Genomic DNA, 18,932 nt, shown 5'->3' on the forward strand with positions numbered 1-18,932 from the left:
AGACATGGCATCAGGCGCACGAGGTGCCGGTGTCGGCCACGCTCTCGGCGGTGACGTTCGCCGATGCACAGCGTGGCTGGGCGGTGGGCCAGTGGGGCGTGATCCTCGCGACCCGCGATGGCGGCGAGACCTGGCAGAAGCAACGGATGGACCTCTCGGTGGACCAGCCGCTGTTTTCGGTGCTGTTCACGAGCGCGCAGGACGGCATTGCAGTGGGGCTGTGGTCGCTGATGCTCGCCACTCACGACGGTGGCAAGACGTGGACCAAAGTGACGGTGCCGAAGCCGCCAGGCGCCGGCAGAGCGGACCGCAACCTGTACCACGTCTTCGCGGACAAACAAGGGGCGCTCTACATCGACTCGGAGCAGGGCATGGTGCTCAAGTCGACCGATGGCGGCGCGACCTGGAGCTATCTGGCGACGGGCGGCAAGGGCACGCTGTGGGCAGGCGTAGCGCTGCCCGATGGGCGCATCGTTGTGGGCGGACTGCTCGGCAGCCTGTACCAGAGCAGTGACGGCGGCGCAACGTGGACCTCGCTGAACGCCAACACGAAGAGTTCAATCGCGGATCTCGTTGCGACGGGCAACGGTTTGCTCGGCGTTGGACTCGACGGACTGGTGTTGCGTCAACGCGAGGGCAGCACGTCGTTCGAGGTCCACCAGCGCGAGGATCGCGCGACGCTCACCGCCGCATTGATCGACGGTACGGGCAAGCCGATGCTGTTTTCGCAGGATGGGGTGCTGGCGGCGCGCTGAGCAATGCAAGTCCCCACCTTGTTAAAGCGCTTTCCTCAAGAGCAGAGAAAACAGTAGAGGAACAATGAAACTGACCTGGTCATCAAAAATGGATCGGAAACGTAGGCCGGATACCCAGACGCGGCGCCAGCTTCTACGGCTTACGGCGATGGGTGCGGCGTCACTGGCGGCCGGCGGCATGTCGCTGGCGCAGGCCGCCGTAACGAAACCCACGGACGGCGATGTTCTGGATGTCGCAATCATCGGCGCGGGTCTCGCGGGTTTGACCGCGGGCCGCGACCTCGAACTGGCCGGATGCGATTCGTTCGTCGTGCTCGAGGCCCGCAACCGCGTCGGTGGACGCACCTATAACCATGACCTCGGCCACGGCATCGTTTCCGAAGCCGGTGGCCAGTGGATCGGTCCTGGTCAGACCGCCATCTTCGATCTGGCCCGTGAACTCGAGATCGACACGTTTCCGAGCTGGTACACGGGCAAGACCGTCGTGCTGGCACAGGGCGTGGCGGTGGCTCAGGATTTTCATGGCGGCACGGGGGGCGACGACACGATCGGGAACCGGCTTGCCGAACTGGCGCGCGGCGTGCCGTCCGGCGCGCCGTGGAAGGCACCGCATCTGGCGGAACTGGACAAGCTCTCGTATGGCGACTGGCTCTTGCAGCAGGGCGTGAAATACGAGGATGGCTACTTTCTCGCGCTGGCGGCCAAGCTGACCACGGGCGGTGCGCCAGCCCAGCTGGGTCTTCTGCATTACTTATCGATGATCAACAGTGCGAGCTGCAACTACACGCAGCTCGAAGCGTTCAAGGGCGGCGCACAGGAGACGCGCATCGTCGGCGGCTCGCAGCGTCTGAGCATCAAGATGGCCGAGCAACTCGGCAACAAGGTCAGGCTGTCCTCGCCGGTGCGCAAGATCTCAGGCTGGGATCGCGATGTGGTCGAGCTGCACACCGATCAGGGCGTGGTCAGAGCGCGTCGCGTGATCGTGGCGATGAATCCGGCCCTGTGCAATCAGGTGGTTTTCGATCCGCCGCTGCCGGGCGGGCGCGCGCAGCTCCAACAGAGCTGGCCCACCAATGCCCCCATGCGCAAGACCGTCCACGTCTACGACAAACCGTTCTGGCGTGACGCCGGTTACTGCGGGACGATCTTCCAGGTCGGTGGCCCGGTCTTCATGGCGTACGACAACTCGCCTCCCGATGCATCGCTCGGCGTGATCGCCGCATTCGTCGCGCCGGGGATGTTGCCCGACGATCGCGCGACGGCCGAAAAGACGTTGTCGGTGACGTATGCCAAGGCATTCGGGGATCGCGCGCTGCATCCGGCGCAGTTCCACGACTACGACTGGGGCCGGGTCGACCCCTGGACCCTGCATTGCATCAATCCCATGCCGCCAGGCTTCTGGACGAAATGGGGCAAGTATCTGCATCCCGAAGTCGGCCGCCTGATCTGGTCGGGGACCGAAACCGCCGATATCTGGGCCGGCGCGATGGATGGCGCCGTGCGTTCGGGCCACCGCGCAGCCTTGCAGGCGTTGGCCGGTTTCGCTCGACGCGGCGAGGTGGCGTGAATGAAACGGACATGGATCGTTGGCGCAGTCGTCGTGCTGGCAGGCGTCGTGGGCGCGGGAGCGCTCTACGGACGCGATTACCTCGACGGTATGCATTTCGAAAAGGCGATGAACGAGATCGACAAGACGGAGGTGGCCAACGGCGGCCCCTGGCCGCAACCGCAGGAGACCTGTTACTTCTGCCACGGTGCGCATGGCCAGTCCGTCAATGCCTGGTATCCGGCGCTGTCCGGACAGCCAGAGGCTTATCTCGTCGCACAGTTGCACGCGTTTGCCGCTGGGCAGCGACCCAACCCCTATATGGGTGCGATTGCGAGGGAGTTGACGGACGAGCAGATCAAATCGCTCGCCAATTATTTCGCGCGTCAGACACCGGCCCAGAGTGAAGCGGTGCACGCAGAGGCGGCGCTCGAAAAGCGGGGCATGGCGCTAGTCGCGGCGAAAAGCTGCGAGGCCTGCCACGGAGCGTCGTTCATGGGCCGGGACCAGGTACCGCGTCTGGCGGGCCAGGGCGAGGCCTATCTCGCGAAACAACTCGCCGCCTTCAAGTCGGGCGAACGTCATGACCTGAGTGGTGCAATGAACGGGTTGGCGGCCACCTTGTCCGGCGAAGACATCCGCGCGGTGGCCCGCTACCTCGCTGGCTTGACGCCGGGCGGCGGCGCCGCAGGCAGGCAATAGCCGCTACGGCGTAGCGAGGCGGGATTCGAGAATACGGCAGGGAATACCCTGTCTTTTTTAGCGCCCAGTATTTTGTAACATGGACTAAGTTTTGTATTGTGTTCTATTAAGTACGCATGCATCATCGCAGCATCATCCGACGGCATTGCTCGTCAGCCGCCGGCGACATCCCGGGCATTGAACAGACGCAACATTTGACCCATTACGTTTCAGGAGACAAGCATGGCAAAGCATCCCGTCGTTGTTTATGGCGCAAGCGGTTACACCGGCATGTTGATCATGGACTGGCTCATCGACCAGGACATTCCCTTTACGGCGGTCACGCGTAATGCGAAGCGCACGCAGGACATGATGGCGCAGCGTGTCGTGCGCCTCGAATCGGCGAACTACGAAGTCATCGAAGCCGGGCACGACGTGGATGCGCTCGTGAGTGCCTTTCGCGGTGCAAAGGTCGTGTGCAACACGGTCGGGCCGTTCTTCAAGTTCGGCCTCACCGGCGTGGAAGCGGCGCTCAAGGCAGGCTGCCACTACCTCGACACCACGGGCGAGCAGCACTATATCCGTCAGGTTCGCGATCAGTTCGGCGAGCAGTACCGGCAGGCCGGGTTGCTGGTGTCGCCCTCGAATGCCTACATGTACACGTTTGCCGAGATCGCAGCCGAACTGGCGCTCGAAACGCCCGGCATCGATGCGCTGGAGACCGCCACGCTCACGCGCGGCCCGCGCGGCGCCGGCGCCGGTGTGAGCGTGGGGTCCACGGCGACCATCTTCGAAGGCTATCGTCAGGAGGAATGCTATCTGTGGGAAAAGAAGCTGGTGCCGCATGACAGCCACGCTTCGTTCAACATCGCCTCTCCCGATTTTCTTCAGCCCGTGTTCGCGCTGCCGTGGGGCGGCACATCGCTGCCGGTGTACTTCGAGCAGGATCCGCGCGTGCGCAGCTGCGTTTCCTGCGTGGGCTTCTACGACAACAACGCGATGCAGATGGTGCACGCACTCGGACAGAAGTGGGATGCCGAGTACGCGAACTTGCCGCGCGAGCAGCAGGATGCGGTGCTCAAGCAACTCGTCGATTCGACCACGCCGGCCATGCCGCCGCGTGAGCGCACGTCGCTTCATCGCACGGTTGACTTCGCGATCGGCCGTGGCCAGCTCTCGGCAGTGCGCGCGACCGTGCACGGGATCACGCCATACATCTCGACCGGCGCCATCCAGACCGCCGCGGCGATCAAGCTGCTCGACGGCGAGACCGCGAAGGTGGGCTTCGCCTCGGGTTCCAAGGCATTCGGGCATCGCTATCTGCTCGGGTTCCTCGAGCAGCGCGGGCTCGCGCGCGCGACCGTCGCTCAGCTGTAAGCGCCACGCACGAGCAGATTCAGAACCGATTCAGGGAAACATGGGACATGGCAATCATTGACTTCTTCGATCGCGGTTGGCGCATCAACCGCAACGGCATCGCCTACATCCAGGACGAGCGCAGCTATTCGTTCGATGAGGTGCACACACTGTCGTGCCGCATCGCCAATGGCCTGCTCGCCGCCGGCTTTGAAAAGGAAGCGAAGGCAGCGGTCTGGGCCGACAACGATGTCACGGCATGGACCTGCACGCTGGGGTTGTGGCGTGCGGGCGTGGTGTGGATCCCGGTGAACGGGCGCAACGCGCCGCTGGAGAACCAGTATCTCCTCGACGCGTTCGATTGCGAAGCGCTGTTCTTTCACCAGGCGTTCGCACCGGCGATCGAAGCGCTGCGTCCGAGCCTCCCCAAGGTCAGACTCTGGATCTGCATCGATGCCGATCTGCCATGGGCGCCGTCGCTCGAGAAATGGAGCGCGGCGCAACCGGCGAGCGAGCCGCGTGTCGACTACGACATGGACGATATCGTGACGCTTTCGGCCACGGGCGGGACGACGGGCTTGCCCAAGGGGGTAATGAATACGCATCGCGCGTTTCAGACTTACTTCGCGCAGTTCATGATGGCGTTTCCGTATGGCGCGGAGCGCCCGGTGAATCTGGCCGCCGCTCCCATGACCCATACCGCAGGGATGCTGTCTCTGCCTTGCACCGCGCGTGGCGGCACGGTGGTCGTGCTGCCCAAGCCGGTGCCGGCACGTCTGCTCGCCGCGATCGCGAGGCACCGGGTCACGGAGTTCTTCCTGCCGCCGACAGTGATCTATCGCCTGCTCGATATCCCAGGCATCGAGGATCAGGATTTTTCGTCGCTCAAGTGCTTTCTGTATGGCGCCGCGCCGATGTCGGTGGAGAAGCTCAAGCGCGCGATCGAGGTATTCGGTCCGGTCATGGCCGGCGGCTACGGCCAGACGGAAGCCCCGGCGTCGATCTCCTATCTCACGCCGGCCGAGCACTTCGTCGAAGGCGCGCTCGCACCGCAAGAGCGGCTCTCGTCAGTCGGAAGGCCCAACCCGCTGATTCGCGTCGAGATCATGAACGATCGCGGCGAAATCCTGCCGCAGGGCGAGAGCGGAGAGATCTGCGTGCGCGGCGACCTCGTGATGAAGGGCTACTACAAGGCGCCGGAGAAGACCGCGGAAACGGTCATCGACGGTTGGCTGCATACGGGCGATATCGGTCATCTGGACGCCGAAGGATATCTGCACATCACCGACCGCAAGAAGGACATGATCATCAGTGGCGGCTTCAACGTCTATCCGAGCGAAGTCGAGCAGGTGATCTGGGCGCACCCGGCCGTGCAGGATTGCGCGGTGATCGGCGTGCCCGATGAAAAATGGGGCGAGGCCGTGAAGGCGGTAGTGGAGCTCAACGCGGGTCAGAGCGTCAGTGCCGAGGAGCTCGTGGCGTTGTGCAAGGCAAAGCTCGGCTCGGTCAAGGCGCCGAAGAGCGTGGACTTCATCGCGGCACTGCCTCGCAGCATGGCCGGCAAGGTGCTGAAGAAGGATTTGCGCGAGCAGTACTGGCAGGGTCACACCCGCCGGATCTGAGTCAGCCACGTTGGAATAAGACACCATGAGCGACATTTATATCGCCGGCATTGCAATGACCGTGTTCGGCCGGCATTTCGAGCGCAGCATCGACGATCTCGCGGGGGAGGCGCTACGCGGGGCATTGAAGGATGCGGGTTGCGATGCGGGGGCGATCGGCGCGGCTTTCTATGCGGGCATCACCAACGGTGCGCTGCAGGGACAGCTGTCGATTCCGGGGCAGGTCGTGTTCAGCAAGATCGGCATCGAAGGCGTCCCGGTCCACAACGTCGAGAACGCCTGCGCTTCGGGCAGCACCGCGGTGCACCTCGCGGGCCAGGCACTCAGGTCGGGTGCCTGCGATGTCGCGCTCGCGCTCGGCGCAGAGAAGATGAACGTCGCGGACAAGGCGAAATCATTCGCCCTGTTCGAGGCGGGCTGGGACGTGTCGCGCGTCGACGAGAATTTCGCCAGCCTGTTGAAGCTCGGCGAGGGCGTTCAGGCGCCGCCCGGTTCGGAGTCCGATCGGCCCTATAGCCGCTTCATGTCGGTCTATGCCGCGCTGTGCCGGTATCACATGAAGACCTATGGCACCACGCAACGCCAGATCGCAGCGGTTTCGTCGAAGAACCACCTGCATTCGGTGCACAACCCGTATTCGCAGTTTCGCCAGCCGTTCACGATCGACGAAGTGCTCGCGGCGCCGCCGATCACGTATCCGATCACGCTGCCCATGTGTGCGCCGGTTTCGGACGGCGCGGCGGCGGCGATCCTGTGTACCGAGGAAGGCTTGCGGCGCATCGGCGCCGATCGCCGCCGCTGCATCCGGATTGCGGCGAGCGTGATCCGCAGCTTCACGCATCGGGACATCGACGAGCCGGAAAAGAATATCGGCCGCCTCGCGGCGCTGCAGGCTTATGAGCAGGCTAGCCTCGGCCCCGAGGACATGGATGTTGCCGAGGTGCACGACGCGTCGGCGATGGGCGAGATCATCCAGGCCGAAAATCTGCAACTGGTTCCGATCGGCCAGGGCGGCCCCGCAGCCGAAGGCGGCGAGTTCACGCTCGGCGGCCGCGTTCCCATCAACCCATCCGGCGGCCTCGAATCGAAGGGGCATCCACTGGGTGCGACAGGAATCGGTCAGCTCTACGAACTGGTGACTCAACTGCGTGGCGAAGCGGGCGCGCGTCAGGTACCCGGCGCGCGTCACGCGATTCAGGAAAACGGCGGTGGATTTCAGGGCATCGAAGAGGCGGCGCTTGCTGTCCACATTCTGAGCAAGACTTGATGGAGCTGGTATGAGCGAGACGACGGAAACACAGGCAGAACAGGAGGACGGCTCGCGTTCCGGAGTGAGCCGCCGCACGTTCCTCAAGGGCGCGGGGGCGGCAGCCGTAGTGGTGCCGGCCGTGGCGGCTACGCAATGCTCGCGCGTCGAATCGGCGGGACCCGTGGAGGAGGCGAAATTGACTGCTGACATGGAGAAGTATCGCGCGCTTGGCGGCTGGGTGGAAAAGCCAGACGACCTGCAGCCGGAACTCGTGGGCGACGTGAGTGCGGACGTGGTCATCGTCGGCGCCGGGTTTGCCGGGCTTTCGGCTGCACTGGAACTGGTCAGGCACGGAGCAAAAGTGGTCGTGCTCGAGCGCGAGTTTGCCGGATTCGGTGCAAGTGGTCGCAACGCGGGCTATCTGGCCGGCGCACTCGCGCTCGAATACGATCTTTTTCTCAAGAGCATCGGCAACGAAAAAGGCAAGGAGATCGTCCGCTACTACGAGGACGCCGTCCCCTTCGTGGAGGGAAAGCTCAAGGAGTACGAAATCGACTGCGACTACAACCAGACGGGGCTGATTCGTGCCGGCATCGATCCGGCTCAGGAAGAGAAGGTGCGCGAGGATATGCGAACCGGCACCGGGTTGGGCTTTCAGTCGGAGTTTCTCGATCAGGCTGAGATGCGTGCACGCGGCATTCCGCCGGCGTTTCTGTTTGGCAACTACGTGTCGCGCGGTGGCACGCTCCACCCCGGCAAGTACGTGATGGGGCTCAGGCGCGCGGCGCTGCGGGCAGGCGTGAAGATCTACGAGAATACGCCGCTGCTGTCTTGCACGGAGGGGCCGGTCATCAAGGTACAAACGCCACGAGGCAGTGCGAGCGCCCCGGCGCTGATGCTGGCTACCAACGCGTATACGCCGCAACTCGGCCAGCTTGCGGACAAGGTCATACCGTTGCGGGTTTCGGCGATCGAGACCGAGCCGCTTTCCGATGCGCAGCGCAAGACCTTGGGCTGGCCGCGACGCGAAGGCATCGTGACAGCACACTGGACCATGGAAAGCCACCGCCTGACCGTCAACAACACACTCGTGGTGACGACGAAGCGTATCCATTATCCATACGGCTCCAAAACGCCGAACGTGCCCGACTACGAGTCGTATCACGAGCTGCGCACGGCTCTGCATGACCGCTTCCCGACGCTCAAAGGCATCGCGCTGCGGGCGTGCTGGAGCGGCTATATCAGCCTGGCCAATGACGCGCTGCCGGTCGTCGGGGCAACAGGGGCGCATCGGAACATCTTCTACAGTGCAGGATGCTCCGGACATGGCGTGGCTGCGCAGTCCATGGTGGGCAACCTGATTGCCGGGCGGATTCGCGGCGCCGAAAATCCACTGCTTTCGGCGCTGGATCACAAGACGCCATCGACCCTGCCCGAGCCGTTGCGATGGTGCGTCGTCAATGGGGCGCTGGGCGTGACGAACGCGCTCGACGAGCGCGTGAACAGCAAGGCGCGCGCCGCGCAAGCGCTGCGGGCGTAACGCGCGTCAAGGTAGGGGACGCTGATGGTGTTTCAGCCTGTTGTAAGGTATAGTCATGTTTACCTAGGAAGCGGTTCGTCTGACCGCATTGCCTCTCCTCGGCGAGGCGTCTACCTTACTCAAGGCGGAAAGCGATGACAGTGCCAAAAGAGCCCAGCACCCGCAAGCGGCGGACATCGAGCGCAGCACCTTCCACGGGAGCGTCACCCGACGGTCTGCGGGCCCAAGGTGTACGTACACGCAATGCCATTGTTCGTGTGGCAAGGAAGCTCTTGCTCGAAAGTGGCCCGATAGACTTCTCGCTGCGTGCCGTCGCCCTGAAAGCGGGAATCAGTGTCAGCAACCTTCAATACTACTTCCCGACGCGGCCTGCCGTTCTGCGTGCGGTCATGGCGCCCGTGATCGACACGTATCTCGATGCGCTGAAACAGGCGCTCCAGAGCAACGCCTCGCCGCGTGCGACGATCGAAGCCATTCTCGATCAGTCGTTGCGGGACGCGAAGGACTCGAAGAACATCCCGCTGTGGTGGCATTTCTTTTCGTTTGCGTCTAGCGACCCCGAGTGCGCACAGATGCGGGACGAGTGGTACGACACCTTGACGAGTGAACTGGCCAAGCTCATTCGTGCCGCGAATCCGGAGCGTGGGGCGGCCGAGAGTGCGCACATCGCCGTGCTGCTCATTTCGATGGTGGACGGCATGACCATCCATCTGGGCACCGCACGCAGTAAGCGCGCGTACATGCGAGGGTTTGAGGCGATGTTCCTTGAGACCGCGCGTAACCTGGTGTGGGGGAAGACGGTGGACGCCGAGACGGCCTAGCCGCCACGGCGCCATGCCGGTGAAGAAAGAGGACAGGGGAATACCCTGTCTTTTTTTTTCGCCTAGTGTTTTGTATTGTTACCTATGTTTGGTATGTTGATCTATAAATGAGGCGACTGGGTTGCAGGGCAGTCCGGTCGACATCCGTCCAGGAGAGGAGGAGTACTGAAATGATTCGACTGCACAAATCCGTGGGGTTGCCGCTGGCGGGATTGACCGGTTTCGAAACGCCGCTGGGCGAGGAGGAACGGGCGATCCAGGACACGGTTCACCGTTTCGCACGCGACGTGCTGAAGCCCGTCGGCCGAGAACTGGACCGCATGACGCCGGAGGAAGTGATCGCGCCTGGCTCGCCGTACTGGGTGGCCATGATGGAGAGTGCGAAGCTGGGCCTCGATCCGCAGCTGCTCGCGCAGCTTCCGCCAGACATGGCGGTGCGCATCGAATCGCTGATCGGCGAAGAGCTTGGCTGGGGTGATGCAGGGCTTGCCGTTTCGATCGGCGTGGCGCCTGCTCCGTTGATGATGGCGCAGTCGGTCGGCAATCAGGAGCTGATCGACATGTGCACCGGCAAGATTGGTTGCTGGATGAACACGCAGCCCGACCGCGGCACCGATGCCGCGATTCTCTACCGCGACGAGATCAGCGCGGGCGGCAAGCAGCCGGTGGGCAACCTCACGGCGAAGGTGGGTGCCGACGAGATCGTCATCAACGGGCAGAGTTCGGCGTGGATCTCGAACGGCTCGGTCGCGCAGGTGGCGCTCGCGTACATGGCGGCGGACTATGGCGATGGCTTTTATGGCACTGGGGAACGCAGCGTGTTCACCAACGGCATCGGCATGATTCTTCCCCTCGATCTGCCGGGTATCTCGCGCGGCAAGCCGCTCGACAAAATCGGCCAGCGCTCGCTGCCGCAGGGCGAGATCTACTTCGACAACGTGAAGGTGCCCAGGCGTTTCGCCATTGCGCTGCAGGACGACTATCCCGGCAATCTGGCCTCGACCTGGTCGTTCGCCGGCACTCACATGTGCCAGGTGTTCGTGGGCGTGGCCCGCGCGGCATTCGAACTCGCGCTCGCGTATTGCCACGAGCGCAAGCAGGGTGGCGCGCTGTTGATCGACCACCAGATGACGCAACTGCGCGTGGGAGAGATGCTGCGCCGGCTGGAGATGGCGCGTGCGATTGCGCGACGCAGCCTCGCATTCTCTCGTCTGTCTCCAAAGAGCCATCCGTACGCAACGGCCCAGGCCAAGGTCAGCGTGACCGAAGAAGCGATGAAGATCACGCACGAGGCGTTCCAGATGTTCGGCGGCAACGGCACCACCCGCGAATTTCCGATTGAGAAGCTGTTCCGCGATGTGCGATCCGCGCTGATCGAAGATGGCGAGAACTACCATCTCACCTTGCGTCTGGGCGTGCTGGCAGGAAAGCTCTATCAGAACGGGTGGGCGAAGGAGTAAATTTCCGTCGATTCGGACCTGACTCCATCTTTTATATTAGGAGTACGACATGAATATCGCCGCCATATTAAGGCATACAGCTTTCGCGGCTGTGCTAACTACCGTCGCCGTTTCGGTCCAGGCGCGTGGCGGCGGTGTTCGCCCCGCCGAGCAGTCGGTTCCGCATTCCGCGTCCGTCTCGAGTGGCGTGTCGGACGACCCGGGTGCGCAGGCCGATGCGGTTCGCTCGGATGCGCGTCCGGTTGCGGACGTAAGCGCGGCGCCGGACAAAACCCGGGCGCAAGTCCGGGCCGAACTTCTGCAGGCCGGTGAGCAGGGGTTACTTCCGCCGCGCTGGATTGACTATCCGCCCAGTGCTGCGACGAGGGCGCGCAACCGGGAAAACTTCCTGCGCCTGGAACAGGTGTGGAAGGCAGAAGGGATCATTCCGGCGACGAGCGTAAGCAGCACCCGTGATTGAACGAGGAAGCGCGCGAAATAATTTAAAAGGATTCCGAATCATTGCGGTAGCCAGCTGAATCGATCGGTTGTGAAACCTCGTGCCTGAGCGCAGCGGTTTCGGTGGCTCGCGAGGAGCGGGGCGCTTCATTACGTAAACAGAGGCACTATGGTAAAAAAATCTTCCCCTGATGGCGCTGCAAACTTGCAGCGCAGGCAATGGCTCAAATATGCCGGCGCCTCGGCTGCCGTGGGCACGCTCGCCATGGGTGCCGGACAGTCGCATGCCGCAGTCAGCAAGGGCGCACCGCGCGCGGACGACGTTCTCGACGTCGCCATCATAGGAGCAGGGCTGGCTGGACTGACCGCCGCGCGAGACCTGCGTCAGGCGGGCTGCGAGTCATTTCTGGTACTGGAAGCCCGGGATCGTGTCGGGGGGCGAACCTTCAACTACAACATCCCTGGTGGGTACGTTTCGGAAGTCGGCGGGCAATGGATCGGGCCCGGTCAGACCGCCGTTGCGGATCTCGCACGCGAACTGGGTGTCGGGACCTTCCCGACCTATTACGACGGCAATACGGTCGTTCTGGGCGGAGACGGTCGCGTGACCGCCGATCTGAAGGGTACGTTCGGCACCGACGAGGCGATCGGGGCAAAGCTCAGCAGGCTCTCACGCGACGTGCCGTGTGGCGCGCCGTGGACGTCCCCGAAGGCCGGCGAACTGGACAAGCTCTCGGTTGGTGACTGGCTGGAAAAGCAGGATATCAAGCCTGAAGACCAGGTTGCATGGAATGGCAGCATCACCCTTTCGGGAGGCGCGGCGCCAGCAAAGATGGGGTTGCTGCATTTCCTTTCGATGGTCAATTCCGCGGACTGCGATTACTCGCAACTCGACAGCATCAAGCACAGCGCCCAGGAAACCCGCTTCATCGGTGGCTCGCAAATCCTCAGCATCAAGATGGCCCAGCAACTGGGCGACAAAGTGCGCCTGTCTTCTCCGGTCCGCCTGATTTCCGGATGGGACGGCGACGTTGTCACCCTGCATACCGACCATGGAGACGTGCGGGCTCGAACCGTCATCATGGCCATCCATCCGGCTTTGTGTCATCAGGTGCAGTTCGATCCGCCTCTCCCGGAAAAGCGTGCGGCCCTGCAGCGCGCCTGGCCCGCGCATTCCCCGGCACGCAAGACGGCCATGGTCTATCGCCGGCCGTTCTGGCGCGACAAGGGCATGAACGGCAGCATCTTCCAGGTCAATGGCCCCATCCTCTGGGCCTACGACAATTCTCCGCCCGCCGGGGAGATCGGGGTCATCAACGCGTTCATCGAGAATGCAATGGTCCCGTCCGGGCGGGACGCCGCAATGGCCATGCACAAGCAACTCTACGCGCAGGCATTCGGCGACGAAGCGCTGTCTCCCATCGCCTACCACGATCAGGACTGGGCCCGGGTCGATCGCTGGACCTTGACCTGCGTTTCCGCCATTCCGCCGGGCTTCTGGAGCGCACACGGAGAGGCGCTGCGCCCGTCGTGCGGCAAGCTGATCTGGTCCGGGACGGAGACCGCGAATATCTGGGCCGGCTACATGGACGGCGCCGTGCGCTCCGGCCATCATGGCGCGCTTCAGGCGCTGAATGCCCTGAGTCGGGCGTAGGAGGGCAACGATGAAAAAAATTCTATTGATTGGCATTCCTCTGGTTATTGTTCTGCTGCTGGCCATTTTCGGTTCCGATCTGCTGGGTCTTTACCGGCTCCAGAGCTATATCACGGCATCGACCACGGCTTACCTGGCTGACGGCGGTCCATGGCCGCATATGACCGACGTCTGCATGGGCTGCCACGGCGTCAAAGGCAATTCGCTCCATCAGGGGTACCCGAGTCTCGCGGGGCAGCCGGCGCCCTACCTGGAAACCCAGCTCCACCATTTCGCGAGTGACGCGCGGCGCAATCCGAACATGGGGCCGCTGGCGATGACGATGAGCGATCCACAGATCAAATCGCTGGCTGAATATTTCGCCGGTGTGACCCCTGTCGCAAATCACTACTTCAAGCCGGATGCGCAACTGCGCGAGCGGGGACAGCACCTGGTGGCCGCGGGCAACTGTGTCGCATGTCACGGTGCCCAATTGATGGGCCACGACCAGTTTCCGCGTTTGGCGGGTCAGGGATACGACTATCTGCTCGCACAGTTCGACGAGTTCGCATCAGGCATCCGCAGCGAACCTACAGGCGTCATGAAAAACCTCGCGACAGGTTTTTCGCCCGAAGACCGCAAGGCCATTGCCACCTATCTGGCCAGCCTTGAACCGAAGCAAAATTGACCAATCAGATGCAACCGGAGTTGGGAGTTTAGTCATGGACCTCAGATCTGTCGTACTTGTTCTCTCTAGTGCCTTACTGGCGTTGAGTTCTTTTTTCTACGGCTGGAAGATCGTCAGGAAACGCAACTATCTTCTCGGGCTGGAGATGTGGATTGTCGGTATCTCCGCGACGAACGCCATTGGATTTTTCGCCACCGGAAATGCCGTTTCCTATGAGATATCGCATTTCTTCGACGCATTTTCTCGCGGGTTCGGCATGCCCATCATTGCCGTAGCGGGCCTGATGGCGATTACACACGGCTACAAGCCGTCTATTCGTCAAGACGTCGCGGTATTCGTCGCCTCGTTTGCGCTCACATTCGTCCTCGTGGGAGCGGATTTCATCGCGGGGGTTTTGCCCTGGTACTACCTGGCGATGTGGATCTGGCTGTCGATCTATCTCGCTTATTTCGTCAAGCGATTGCTGAGCGTTGGCGCGGTGCTCGAGGCCCTGGGTGTGACGGTGTCGCTGATGGCCTCGCTTGCGATTGCCGGTATCTACGATTTCTACAAAATCCCCGGAGAGGAAACCAACGTCGTGCTCAATTTTTACACGTTGGCGCTGTGCACGTGGGCCGGCTTCATGCCGACGATCTATTACGGCTACTGCGCCCTGGAGCGTGTCCAAAGCGGCGGGCAAATATCGAAGGGTCTCGCGCCTTCCCACAATTGAGCGAAGACGTCGCTGCGGCCAGGTTCCCGGGCAACCGGGAAGTCCAATGCGGGCTACGTTTAGAGTTTCTCCTGGAGATTATGATGAATCAGACCTCAAGCAAGGTAATGCGCTTCACGGCCTGGAGCGCCATCATCGGTGGCGTTCTGGCATACGCGAATGTCGGGTTGTCTTTGGCGGTGACGGGCCCGGATGCGGATATGGTGCTGCACGGCGCATCGATGCTGGCACTGCCGCCCGATACCCGCGACCTGTTTCGCTGGTGCATGGTTGCCGACACGCTCGGTTTCTATCTGCCCTTCCTTGTCATAGGCGGATATTTTGTGCATGTATTTCGCGAAGAGTTGGGCGCGCTGGGCAACATGGTGGCGATGGCCGTCGTGTTGTATGTCATGGTGGGCGTGACCGGCGCAGTCATGCAGTTCGCAATCCTTCACCCGCTGGCCCATTTGTACGCGGGCGGCGACGATGCCACGAGAAACGCTGCGGCGGCCGTATGGACGGCGATAGCCAATGGGACGCAAAACGGCCTCTGGTGGATCGAGGGTCCCCTCGTGCTCTTCTGGACGCCGATTGCCGCTAACCTGCTCAAGAAGGCGGGCTGGAAGGGATCGATTCTGCTGAAGATCGTCGGCTGGGCTTTCGGGGTCTTCTTCCTGTTCGGCTTTTTTCCGGATCTCGATGCGCTTTCGAATGCCAGCGAGATGGTCGTCGTGCTGGTTCTGCCGCTGTGGATGTTGTTGTTCGGCTGGCAGTTGCTGCGCCGCGCACGAACGTTGCCAGCACGCTTGCAAGGCGCTGGCTCAACCACCTGGTGAAACACCCAAACACCTCTCAACACGGAATTGAATATGACTACCCTGATCGTTAGCTACCCGAGCGCAGAAGGCGCGACGTTTGACCGTGAGTATTACCTTTCGACTCATGCGCCGCTTGTCCGCTCGGCGTGGAGCGAGTTCGGCCTGCAATCGGCGGAGGTCCTGTTTCCATCGCCAACGCCGCAACCCTTCGCATGCGTGGCGATACTGCGTTTCAGCGATCAAGTCGGGATCAATAGGGCGCTTGCCTCAGCCAAAACCGCCGAGGTCATTGGCGACGTGAAGAACTTCACCAATATCACCCCGACGATTTTCTGCGCGGACGACTGACCGATCGCGAGGCCGGCCGGCCTGCGCCATTGCCGTCAGGCCGGCAATCCTTGCGATGACCTATACCAACAACAAAGGAGTATTTGCATGAGAAAGTCCCGCCGCACTTTTATGATCACGACCGCAGGTGTTGCAACGGGGCTGTCGCTGTCTCGACTCGCCTTTGCCGATGGGGCAAAAGTGCCGGAAGTCGATTCGACGGCGCGCGCGCTCGGTTACAGGACCGACGCGACCAAGGTCGACAAGGCGAAGTATGCGAAGTACGTAGTGGGGCAGGTTTGCGGTAATTGCATGTTCTATCAGGGCAAATTGAACGATGGGTTCGCTCCGTGCCCAATGTTCGGCGGCAGACAGGTCGCGGCCAAGGGGTGGTGTAGTGCCTATGGCAAAAGGGCTTGATTGCTCAGAGGCAGTATGTTCACGAAAAGCGTGCGCATACTGCACGTCATTGCAGGATCCCGCGTAAAACTGATCGGTGCGGGCGAGCCGGGTTCACGCCAAATGGTGGTTCCGGAATCCAGCATCACGATGTGAGGCATTGTGCGGACGACTTGTGTTAGCCGGTCTGAGTCCGGCGGCTATGAGTGCGTGCCTGCAGCATGCGCTCGAAGGCCGCGACTATCTGGTCGATATACGGATTCTTGTGCGCCAATGGACCGAACCGTGGTTCGCGATGCGCAAGCATGGTGGCGTTGGTTTCAAACACGAGCACCTGCCCGTCGGCGGTGAGCGAAAAATCGATACCGCCATAGTCAAGCGCGAGTTGTCGCCCGATCGCGACAATGGCCTCATTTGCCCGCTTGCCCAGCGCCGCGAACGGATCGGCGAGAAAACGCCGCTCTTCGTCGAGCTTCCACGGCTGTTCGACCATACCGGCCGAAAAGTAGTGGACCATCCAGTGGCTCGAGATGGCGAGATGGTAGGGGTAAGGCTCGCCGTTGACGTAGATGATCCGGTATTTGCGGTAGTAGCCGTCGGCGCTTCGAAAGTCGTGCCAGGCGGTGAGGTAACACGGTGCTTCGAGGTCGACGAGCGCAGACCACAATGACGCAAGCGACGTATGCAGTTCGAGGCCCTCGCCACCGTGGGTCGCGAGCGGGCGCATCAATAGCGGGAACGCGAGACCGGACTGCTCGATCTGCTGCGTCAGCGCTTTCACATCTGAGGGGCGAGCATCGATGCGCAGGCAGCGTGGCACGATGACGTCTTGCACGCGCGCGAGCAACTCGGCCGTTTTGTGGCGGTGCGTGCGCTCGATCGCTTCAGGCGGATTGAGCATCGGCCGGTCACACCGTGCGGCAAAGCAGGCGAGGCGCGCAGCAAGCGGCGTTGCGACATCGGGGTCGCCGATTCCATTGAACACCAGGTCATAAGGCGGCAGTTGCGCGTCCTCGGCTTCGTCGGCGTAATCGATCGCGTAGCGAATGCGCGAGGTGTTCAGGTGGGAAAGCAGGGCGTCGACAGGGACGTTGCCCGTGCCTTTGCCCACGCCCAGGATAAGGACGCGGCGCTCCTCGTTACCAAGCGCTGCATCGGTGAACACGCGCTGTAGCCGGTAGGCCTGTTCGCGATGAGCGCAAGCCTCCTCACGCAGCCCCTCGCGTTCGAGCGCCGCGGCCAGGTTTTGATGGGCGATGGCAAGGTCCGGATGAATCCTGAGCGCATGCCGGTACCAGCGAATCGCCGCCTCTCGCCTTCCTTTCATTGCGTAGACCGTCGCAACGTTGTAGAGCACGAGCGCGAGCTTGTCATTCGTCGTGGCGCCGAGCAGATCGAAAGCCGCGAGTGCCAGCTCGTGCGCGGCGCTGAGCGGCTCGTCGTTGGCCGCGCGCGCGGCTGCGAGCATCCGCGCGTGCAGCGTGACATCCAGAGGGGCGGCGTCGAGCGCCCGCGTCAGGTGTTCGATTGACTGTTCCGTGGCGGCATCGGGTGGCAGCGTGCCGGTAGTCGTAGCGGCCGCCGTGGCGGGCTGCAAGCGCTGTCCGGAGTGCGGCGGCATCTGGTGTTCAGGGCGATGGCAGGCGTGGCGCGCTTCAGACATGGTGGAGTCCAAAATCGGTCAAGGCATCGCACAGCGTTTCGACTGCGTCGAGCGTTACCGCGTTGTAAAGCGAGGCGCGCAGCCCGCCGAGCGAGCGATGCCCCTCGAGTCCGCCGATGCCGCGCTCGGCGGCGTGGGCGATGAACGCGCGATCGAGCCGTTCGTCACCGAACGTAAAGGCAGCGTTCATCTGCGAGCGCCAGGGGCTCGCTGCATGCACCTTGACGGCATCGCGCATCGCATCGAGCGTGCCGTAGAGACGCTGCGCCTTGGCTTCGTTGATGCGCTGCATGGCCGCGAGTCCGCCGATTGTGTTTCGCAGCCAGCGCGTGACGAGTGTGAGCACGTAGATTGCGAATACGGGCGGCGTGTTGTAGTTCGAGTGATGCTCGATTTGCGTGCGCAGGTCGAGAATGCGTGGCAGCCCATCGGGAATGCGTGCGAGCATCTCGCGATCGATCAGCGCAACGGTGACGCCCGCGGGACCGAGATTCTTTTGCGCGTGCGCGTAGATCATGGCGAAGCGGTCCGTGGCGAGCGGTTTCGACAAAAAGTCCGAGGACATGTCTACGATCAGCGGCACGGCCGGCTTTTCTTCGGGCAAGGAAAATTGCAAGCCTTCAACCGTCTCGTTCGACACGTAGTGCAGATAGGCTGCGTTGCGTGAGACGGCAAGCCGATCTGGCGCCGGCAACTCGCGAAAGCCTGTGTGCGTGCCGTCCCAGGCGATGCGGCACGCGCCCACGCGTTTGGCTTCGGCGCTCGAGCGCAAGCTCCAGTAGCCCGAATTCACATATTCCGGCGGCTCGAACGCGCGGGTCGCAAAGTTCAGCGGAATCGTCGCGAATAGCAGGCTGCTGCCGCCTTGCAGGAAGGAAATCGCGTAATGGTCGGGCAGGCCGAGGAGTTCGCGGATGTTTTGTTCAGCTTCGTCGAGAATGCCGAGAAACCACTCCGAGCGATGGCTCATGCCGAGCACCGAGAGTCCGGTGGTGGGCAGCGCGACGATTGCTTCGCGCGTTTCATCGAGTACGGTGGCCGGAAGCGCGCCGGGGCCGCCGGAGAAATTGAGGGCGTTGGACTTCATGAACGGTCGGGGGAAAGTGCCTCTTGGCCCGCGAGATGCCGGGTGCGTGACGTCAGGGCCGATGACGACAGGTTACCAACACGTAGACCGTTTCAAGACGGCGAGATGAAGGGCAAACGGGCATCAATTCACCCGACGCGGTTTTCCGATGGCTT

The 18,932-nt window shown here is 62.4% G+C and carries 18 protein-coding genes; 16 read left to right on the forward strand and 2 right to left on the reverse strand.

The features are described from left to right. The 16 genes from BO1_RS41825 to BO1_RS41900 all read left to right on the forward strand — a co-directional run. Nucleotides 1–755, forward strand: a 755-nt coding sequence (locus tag BO1_RS41825) for a WD40/YVTN/BNR-like repeat-containing protein (protein WP_028222652.1), incomplete at its 5' end; no start/stop codon positions are given. An 88-nt stretch (nt 756–843) separates the two neighbouring features. Further along, entirely contained in the window at nt 844–2,322 is a 1,479-nt protein-coding gene (locus BO1_RS41830) for a flavin monoamine oxidase family protein (protein WP_028222653.1), read from the forward strand. Continuing rightward, nucleotides 2,323–3,003: a c-type cytochrome gene (locus tag BO1_RS41835; RefSeq protein ID WP_028222654.1), complete on the forward strand. Its 681-nt coding sequence runs from the start codon at nt 2,323–2,325 to the stop codon at nt 3,001–3,003. 222 nt (nt 3,004–3,225) lie between these two features. Then, nucleotides 3,226–4,359, forward strand: coding sequence for a saccharopine dehydrogenase family protein (locus tag BO1_RS41840; protein ID WP_028222655.1), 1,134 nt, complete (start codon nt 3,226–3,228; stop codon nt 4,357–4,359). Between the two features lie 47 nt (nt 4,360–4,406). Next, nucleotides 4,407–5,960, forward strand: coding sequence for a class I adenylate-forming enzyme family protein (locus BO1_RS41845; protein ID WP_028222656.1), 1,554 nt, complete (start codon nt 4,407–4,409; stop codon nt 5,958–5,960). Between the two features lie 25 nt (nt 5,961–5,985). Then, on the forward strand, nt 5,986–7,227 hold the full coding sequence (locus BO1_RS41850; protein WP_028222657.1) for a thiolase family protein: 1,242 nt from the start codon (nt 5,986–5,988) through the stop codon (nt 7,225–7,227). A 10-nt stretch (nt 7,228–7,237) separates the two neighbouring features. Further along, entirely contained in the window at nt 7,238–8,749 is a 1,512-nt protein-coding gene (locus BO1_RS41855) for an NAD(P)/FAD-dependent oxidoreductase (RefSeq protein WP_084688713.1), read from the forward strand. 272 nt (nt 8,750–9,021) lie between these two features. After that, nucleotides 9,022–9,570 carry a TetR/AcrR family transcriptional regulator gene (locus BO1_RS41860; RefSeq protein WP_322788558.1) on the forward strand — a complete coding sequence of 183 codons (549 nt, stop codon included), beginning with the start codon at nt 9,022–9,024 and terminating at the stop codon, nt 9,568–9,570. Between the two features lie 170 nt (nt 9,571–9,740). Continuing rightward, entirely contained in the window at nt 9,741–11,030 is a 1,290-nt protein-coding gene (locus BO1_RS41865; RefSeq protein ID WP_028222660.1) for an acyl-CoA dehydrogenase family protein, read from the forward strand. 49 nt (nt 11,031–11,079) lie between these two features. Further along, on the forward strand, nt 11,080–11,490 hold the full coding sequence (locus BO1_RS56705; RefSeq protein ID WP_052409808.1) for a DUF4148 domain-containing protein: 411 nt from the start codon (nt 11,080–11,082) through the stop codon (nt 11,488–11,490). Nucleotides 11,491–11,637: 147 nt separating this feature from the next. After that, the gene (locus BO1_RS41875) at nt 11,638–13,122 is read left to right on the forward strand and encodes a flavin monoamine oxidase family protein (RefSeq protein WP_028222661.1); all 1,485 of its coding nucleotides are present in this window, start codon (nt 11,638–11,640) and stop codon (nt 13,120–13,122) included. A 10-nt stretch (nt 13,123–13,132) separates the two neighbouring features. Then, nucleotides 13,133–13,789, forward strand: a complete 657-nt coding sequence (locus tag BO1_RS41880; protein WP_028222662.1) for a c-type cytochrome — start codon at nt 13,133–13,135, stop codon at nt 13,787–13,789. A 34-nt stretch (nt 13,790–13,823) separates the two neighbouring features. Beyond that, the gene (locus BO1_RS55050; RefSeq protein WP_043288759.1) at nt 13,824–14,501 is read left to right on the forward strand and encodes a hypothetical protein; all 678 of its coding nucleotides are present in this window, start codon (nt 13,824–13,826) and stop codon (nt 14,499–14,501) included. A gap of 83 nt (nt 14,502–14,584) precedes the next feature. Continuing rightward, complete coding sequence (locus BO1_RS55055) at nt 14,585–15,319, forward strand: hypothetical protein (RefSeq protein ID WP_245644048.1); 735 nt, start codon at nt 14,585–14,587, stop codon at nt 15,317–15,319. Between the two features lie 33 nt (nt 15,320–15,352). Beyond that, on the forward strand, nt 15,353–15,649 hold the full coding sequence (locus BO1_RS41895; protein ID WP_028222663.1) for an EthD family reductase: 297 nt from the start codon (nt 15,353–15,355) through the stop codon (nt 15,647–15,649). Nucleotides 15,650–15,736: 87 nt separating this feature from the next. Beyond that, nucleotides 15,737–16,048, forward strand: a complete 312-nt coding sequence (locus tag BO1_RS41900; RefSeq protein ID WP_028222664.1) for a high-potential iron-sulfur protein — start codon at nt 15,737–15,739, stop codon at nt 16,046–16,048. A gap of 157 nt (nt 16,049–16,205) precedes the next feature. On the opposite strand, the gene BO1_RS55060 is transcribed toward BO1_RS41900, so the two are convergent. Both BO1_RS55060 and serC read right to left on the reverse strand, forming a co-directional pair. Continuing rightward, nucleotides 16,206–17,690, reverse strand: a complete 1,485-nt coding sequence (locus tag BO1_RS55060) for an ATP-grasp domain-containing protein (protein WP_156992713.1) — start codon at nt 17,688–17,690, stop codon at nt 16,206–16,208. Then, entirely contained in the window at nt 17,683–18,777 is a 1,095-nt protein-coding gene (gene serC / locus BO1_RS41910) for a 3-phosphoserine/phosphohydroxythreonine transaminase (protein ID WP_028222665.1), read from the reverse strand. Before serC ends, BO1_RS55060 begins: the two co-directional genes overlap by 8 nt. Between the last annotated feature and the right edge of the window lie 155 nt (nt 18,778–18,932).

Origin of the sequence: Paraburkholderia oxyphila NBRC 105797, assembly GCF_000685075.1 — a bacterium.
GTDB lineage: Bacteria > Pseudomonadota > Gammaproteobacteria > Burkholderiales > Burkholderiaceae > Paraburkholderia > Paraburkholderia oxyphila.

Excerpts from the sequence above, each read along its gene's own strand:
- BO1_RS41830 (WP_028222653.1), top strand. The coding sequence starts at position 844 with ATGGATCGGAAACGTAGGCCGGATACCCAGACGCGGCGCCAGCTTCTA.
- BO1_RS41835 (WP_028222654.1), top strand. The coding sequence starts at position 2,323 with ATGAAACGGACATGGATCGTTGGCGCAGTCGTCGTGCTGGCAGGCGTC.
- BO1_RS41840 (WP_028222655.1), top strand. The coding sequence starts at position 3,226 with ATGGCAAAGCATCCCGTCGTTGTTTATGGCGCAAGCGGTTACACCGGC.
- BO1_RS41845 (WP_028222656.1), top strand. The coding sequence starts at position 4,407 with ATGGCAATCATTGACTTCTTCGATCGCGGTTGGCGCATCAACCGCAAC.
- BO1_RS41850 (WP_028222657.1), top strand. The coding sequence starts at position 5,986 with ATGAGCGACATTTATATCGCCGGCATTGCAATGACCGTGTTCGGCCGG.
- BO1_RS41855 (WP_084688713.1), top strand. The coding sequence starts at position 7,238 with ATGAGCGAGACGACGGAAACACAGGCAGAACAGGAGGACGGCTCGCGT.
- BO1_RS41865 (WP_028222660.1), top strand. The coding sequence starts at position 9,741 with ATGATTCGACTGCACAAATCCGTGGGGTTGCCGCTGGCGGGATTGACC.
- BO1_RS56705 (WP_052409808.1), top strand. The coding sequence starts at position 11,080 with ATGAATATCGCCGCCATATTAAGGCATACAGCTTTCGCGGCTGTGCTA.
- BO1_RS41875 (WP_028222661.1), top strand. The coding sequence starts at position 11,638 with ATGGTAAAAAAATCTTCCCCTGATGGCGCTGCAAACTTGCAGCGCAGG.
- BO1_RS41880 (WP_028222662.1), top strand. The coding sequence starts at position 13,133 with ATGAAAAAAATTCTATTGATTGGCATTCCTCTGGTTATTGTTCTGCTG.
- BO1_RS55050 (WP_043288759.1), top strand. The coding sequence starts at position 13,824 with ATGGACCTCAGATCTGTCGTACTTGTTCTCTCTAGTGCCTTACTGGCG.
- BO1_RS55055 (WP_245644048.1), top strand. The coding sequence starts at position 14,585 with ATGAATCAGACCTCAAGCAAGGTAATGCGCTTCACGGCCTGGAGCGCC.
- BO1_RS41895 (WP_028222663.1), top strand. The coding sequence starts at position 15,353 with ATGACTACCCTGATCGTTAGCTACCCGAGCGCAGAAGGCGCGACGTTT.
- BO1_RS41900 (WP_028222664.1), top strand. The coding sequence starts at position 15,737 with ATGAGAAAGTCCCGCCGCACTTTTATGATCACGACCGCAGGTGTTGCA.
- BO1_RS55060 (WP_156992713.1), bottom strand. The coding sequence starts at position 17,690 with ATGTCTGAAGCGCGCCACGCCTGCCATCGCCCTGAACACCAGATGCCG.
- serC (WP_028222665.1), bottom strand. The coding sequence starts at position 18,777 with ATGAAGTCCAACGCCCTCAATTTCTCCGGCGGCCCCGGCGCGCTTCCG.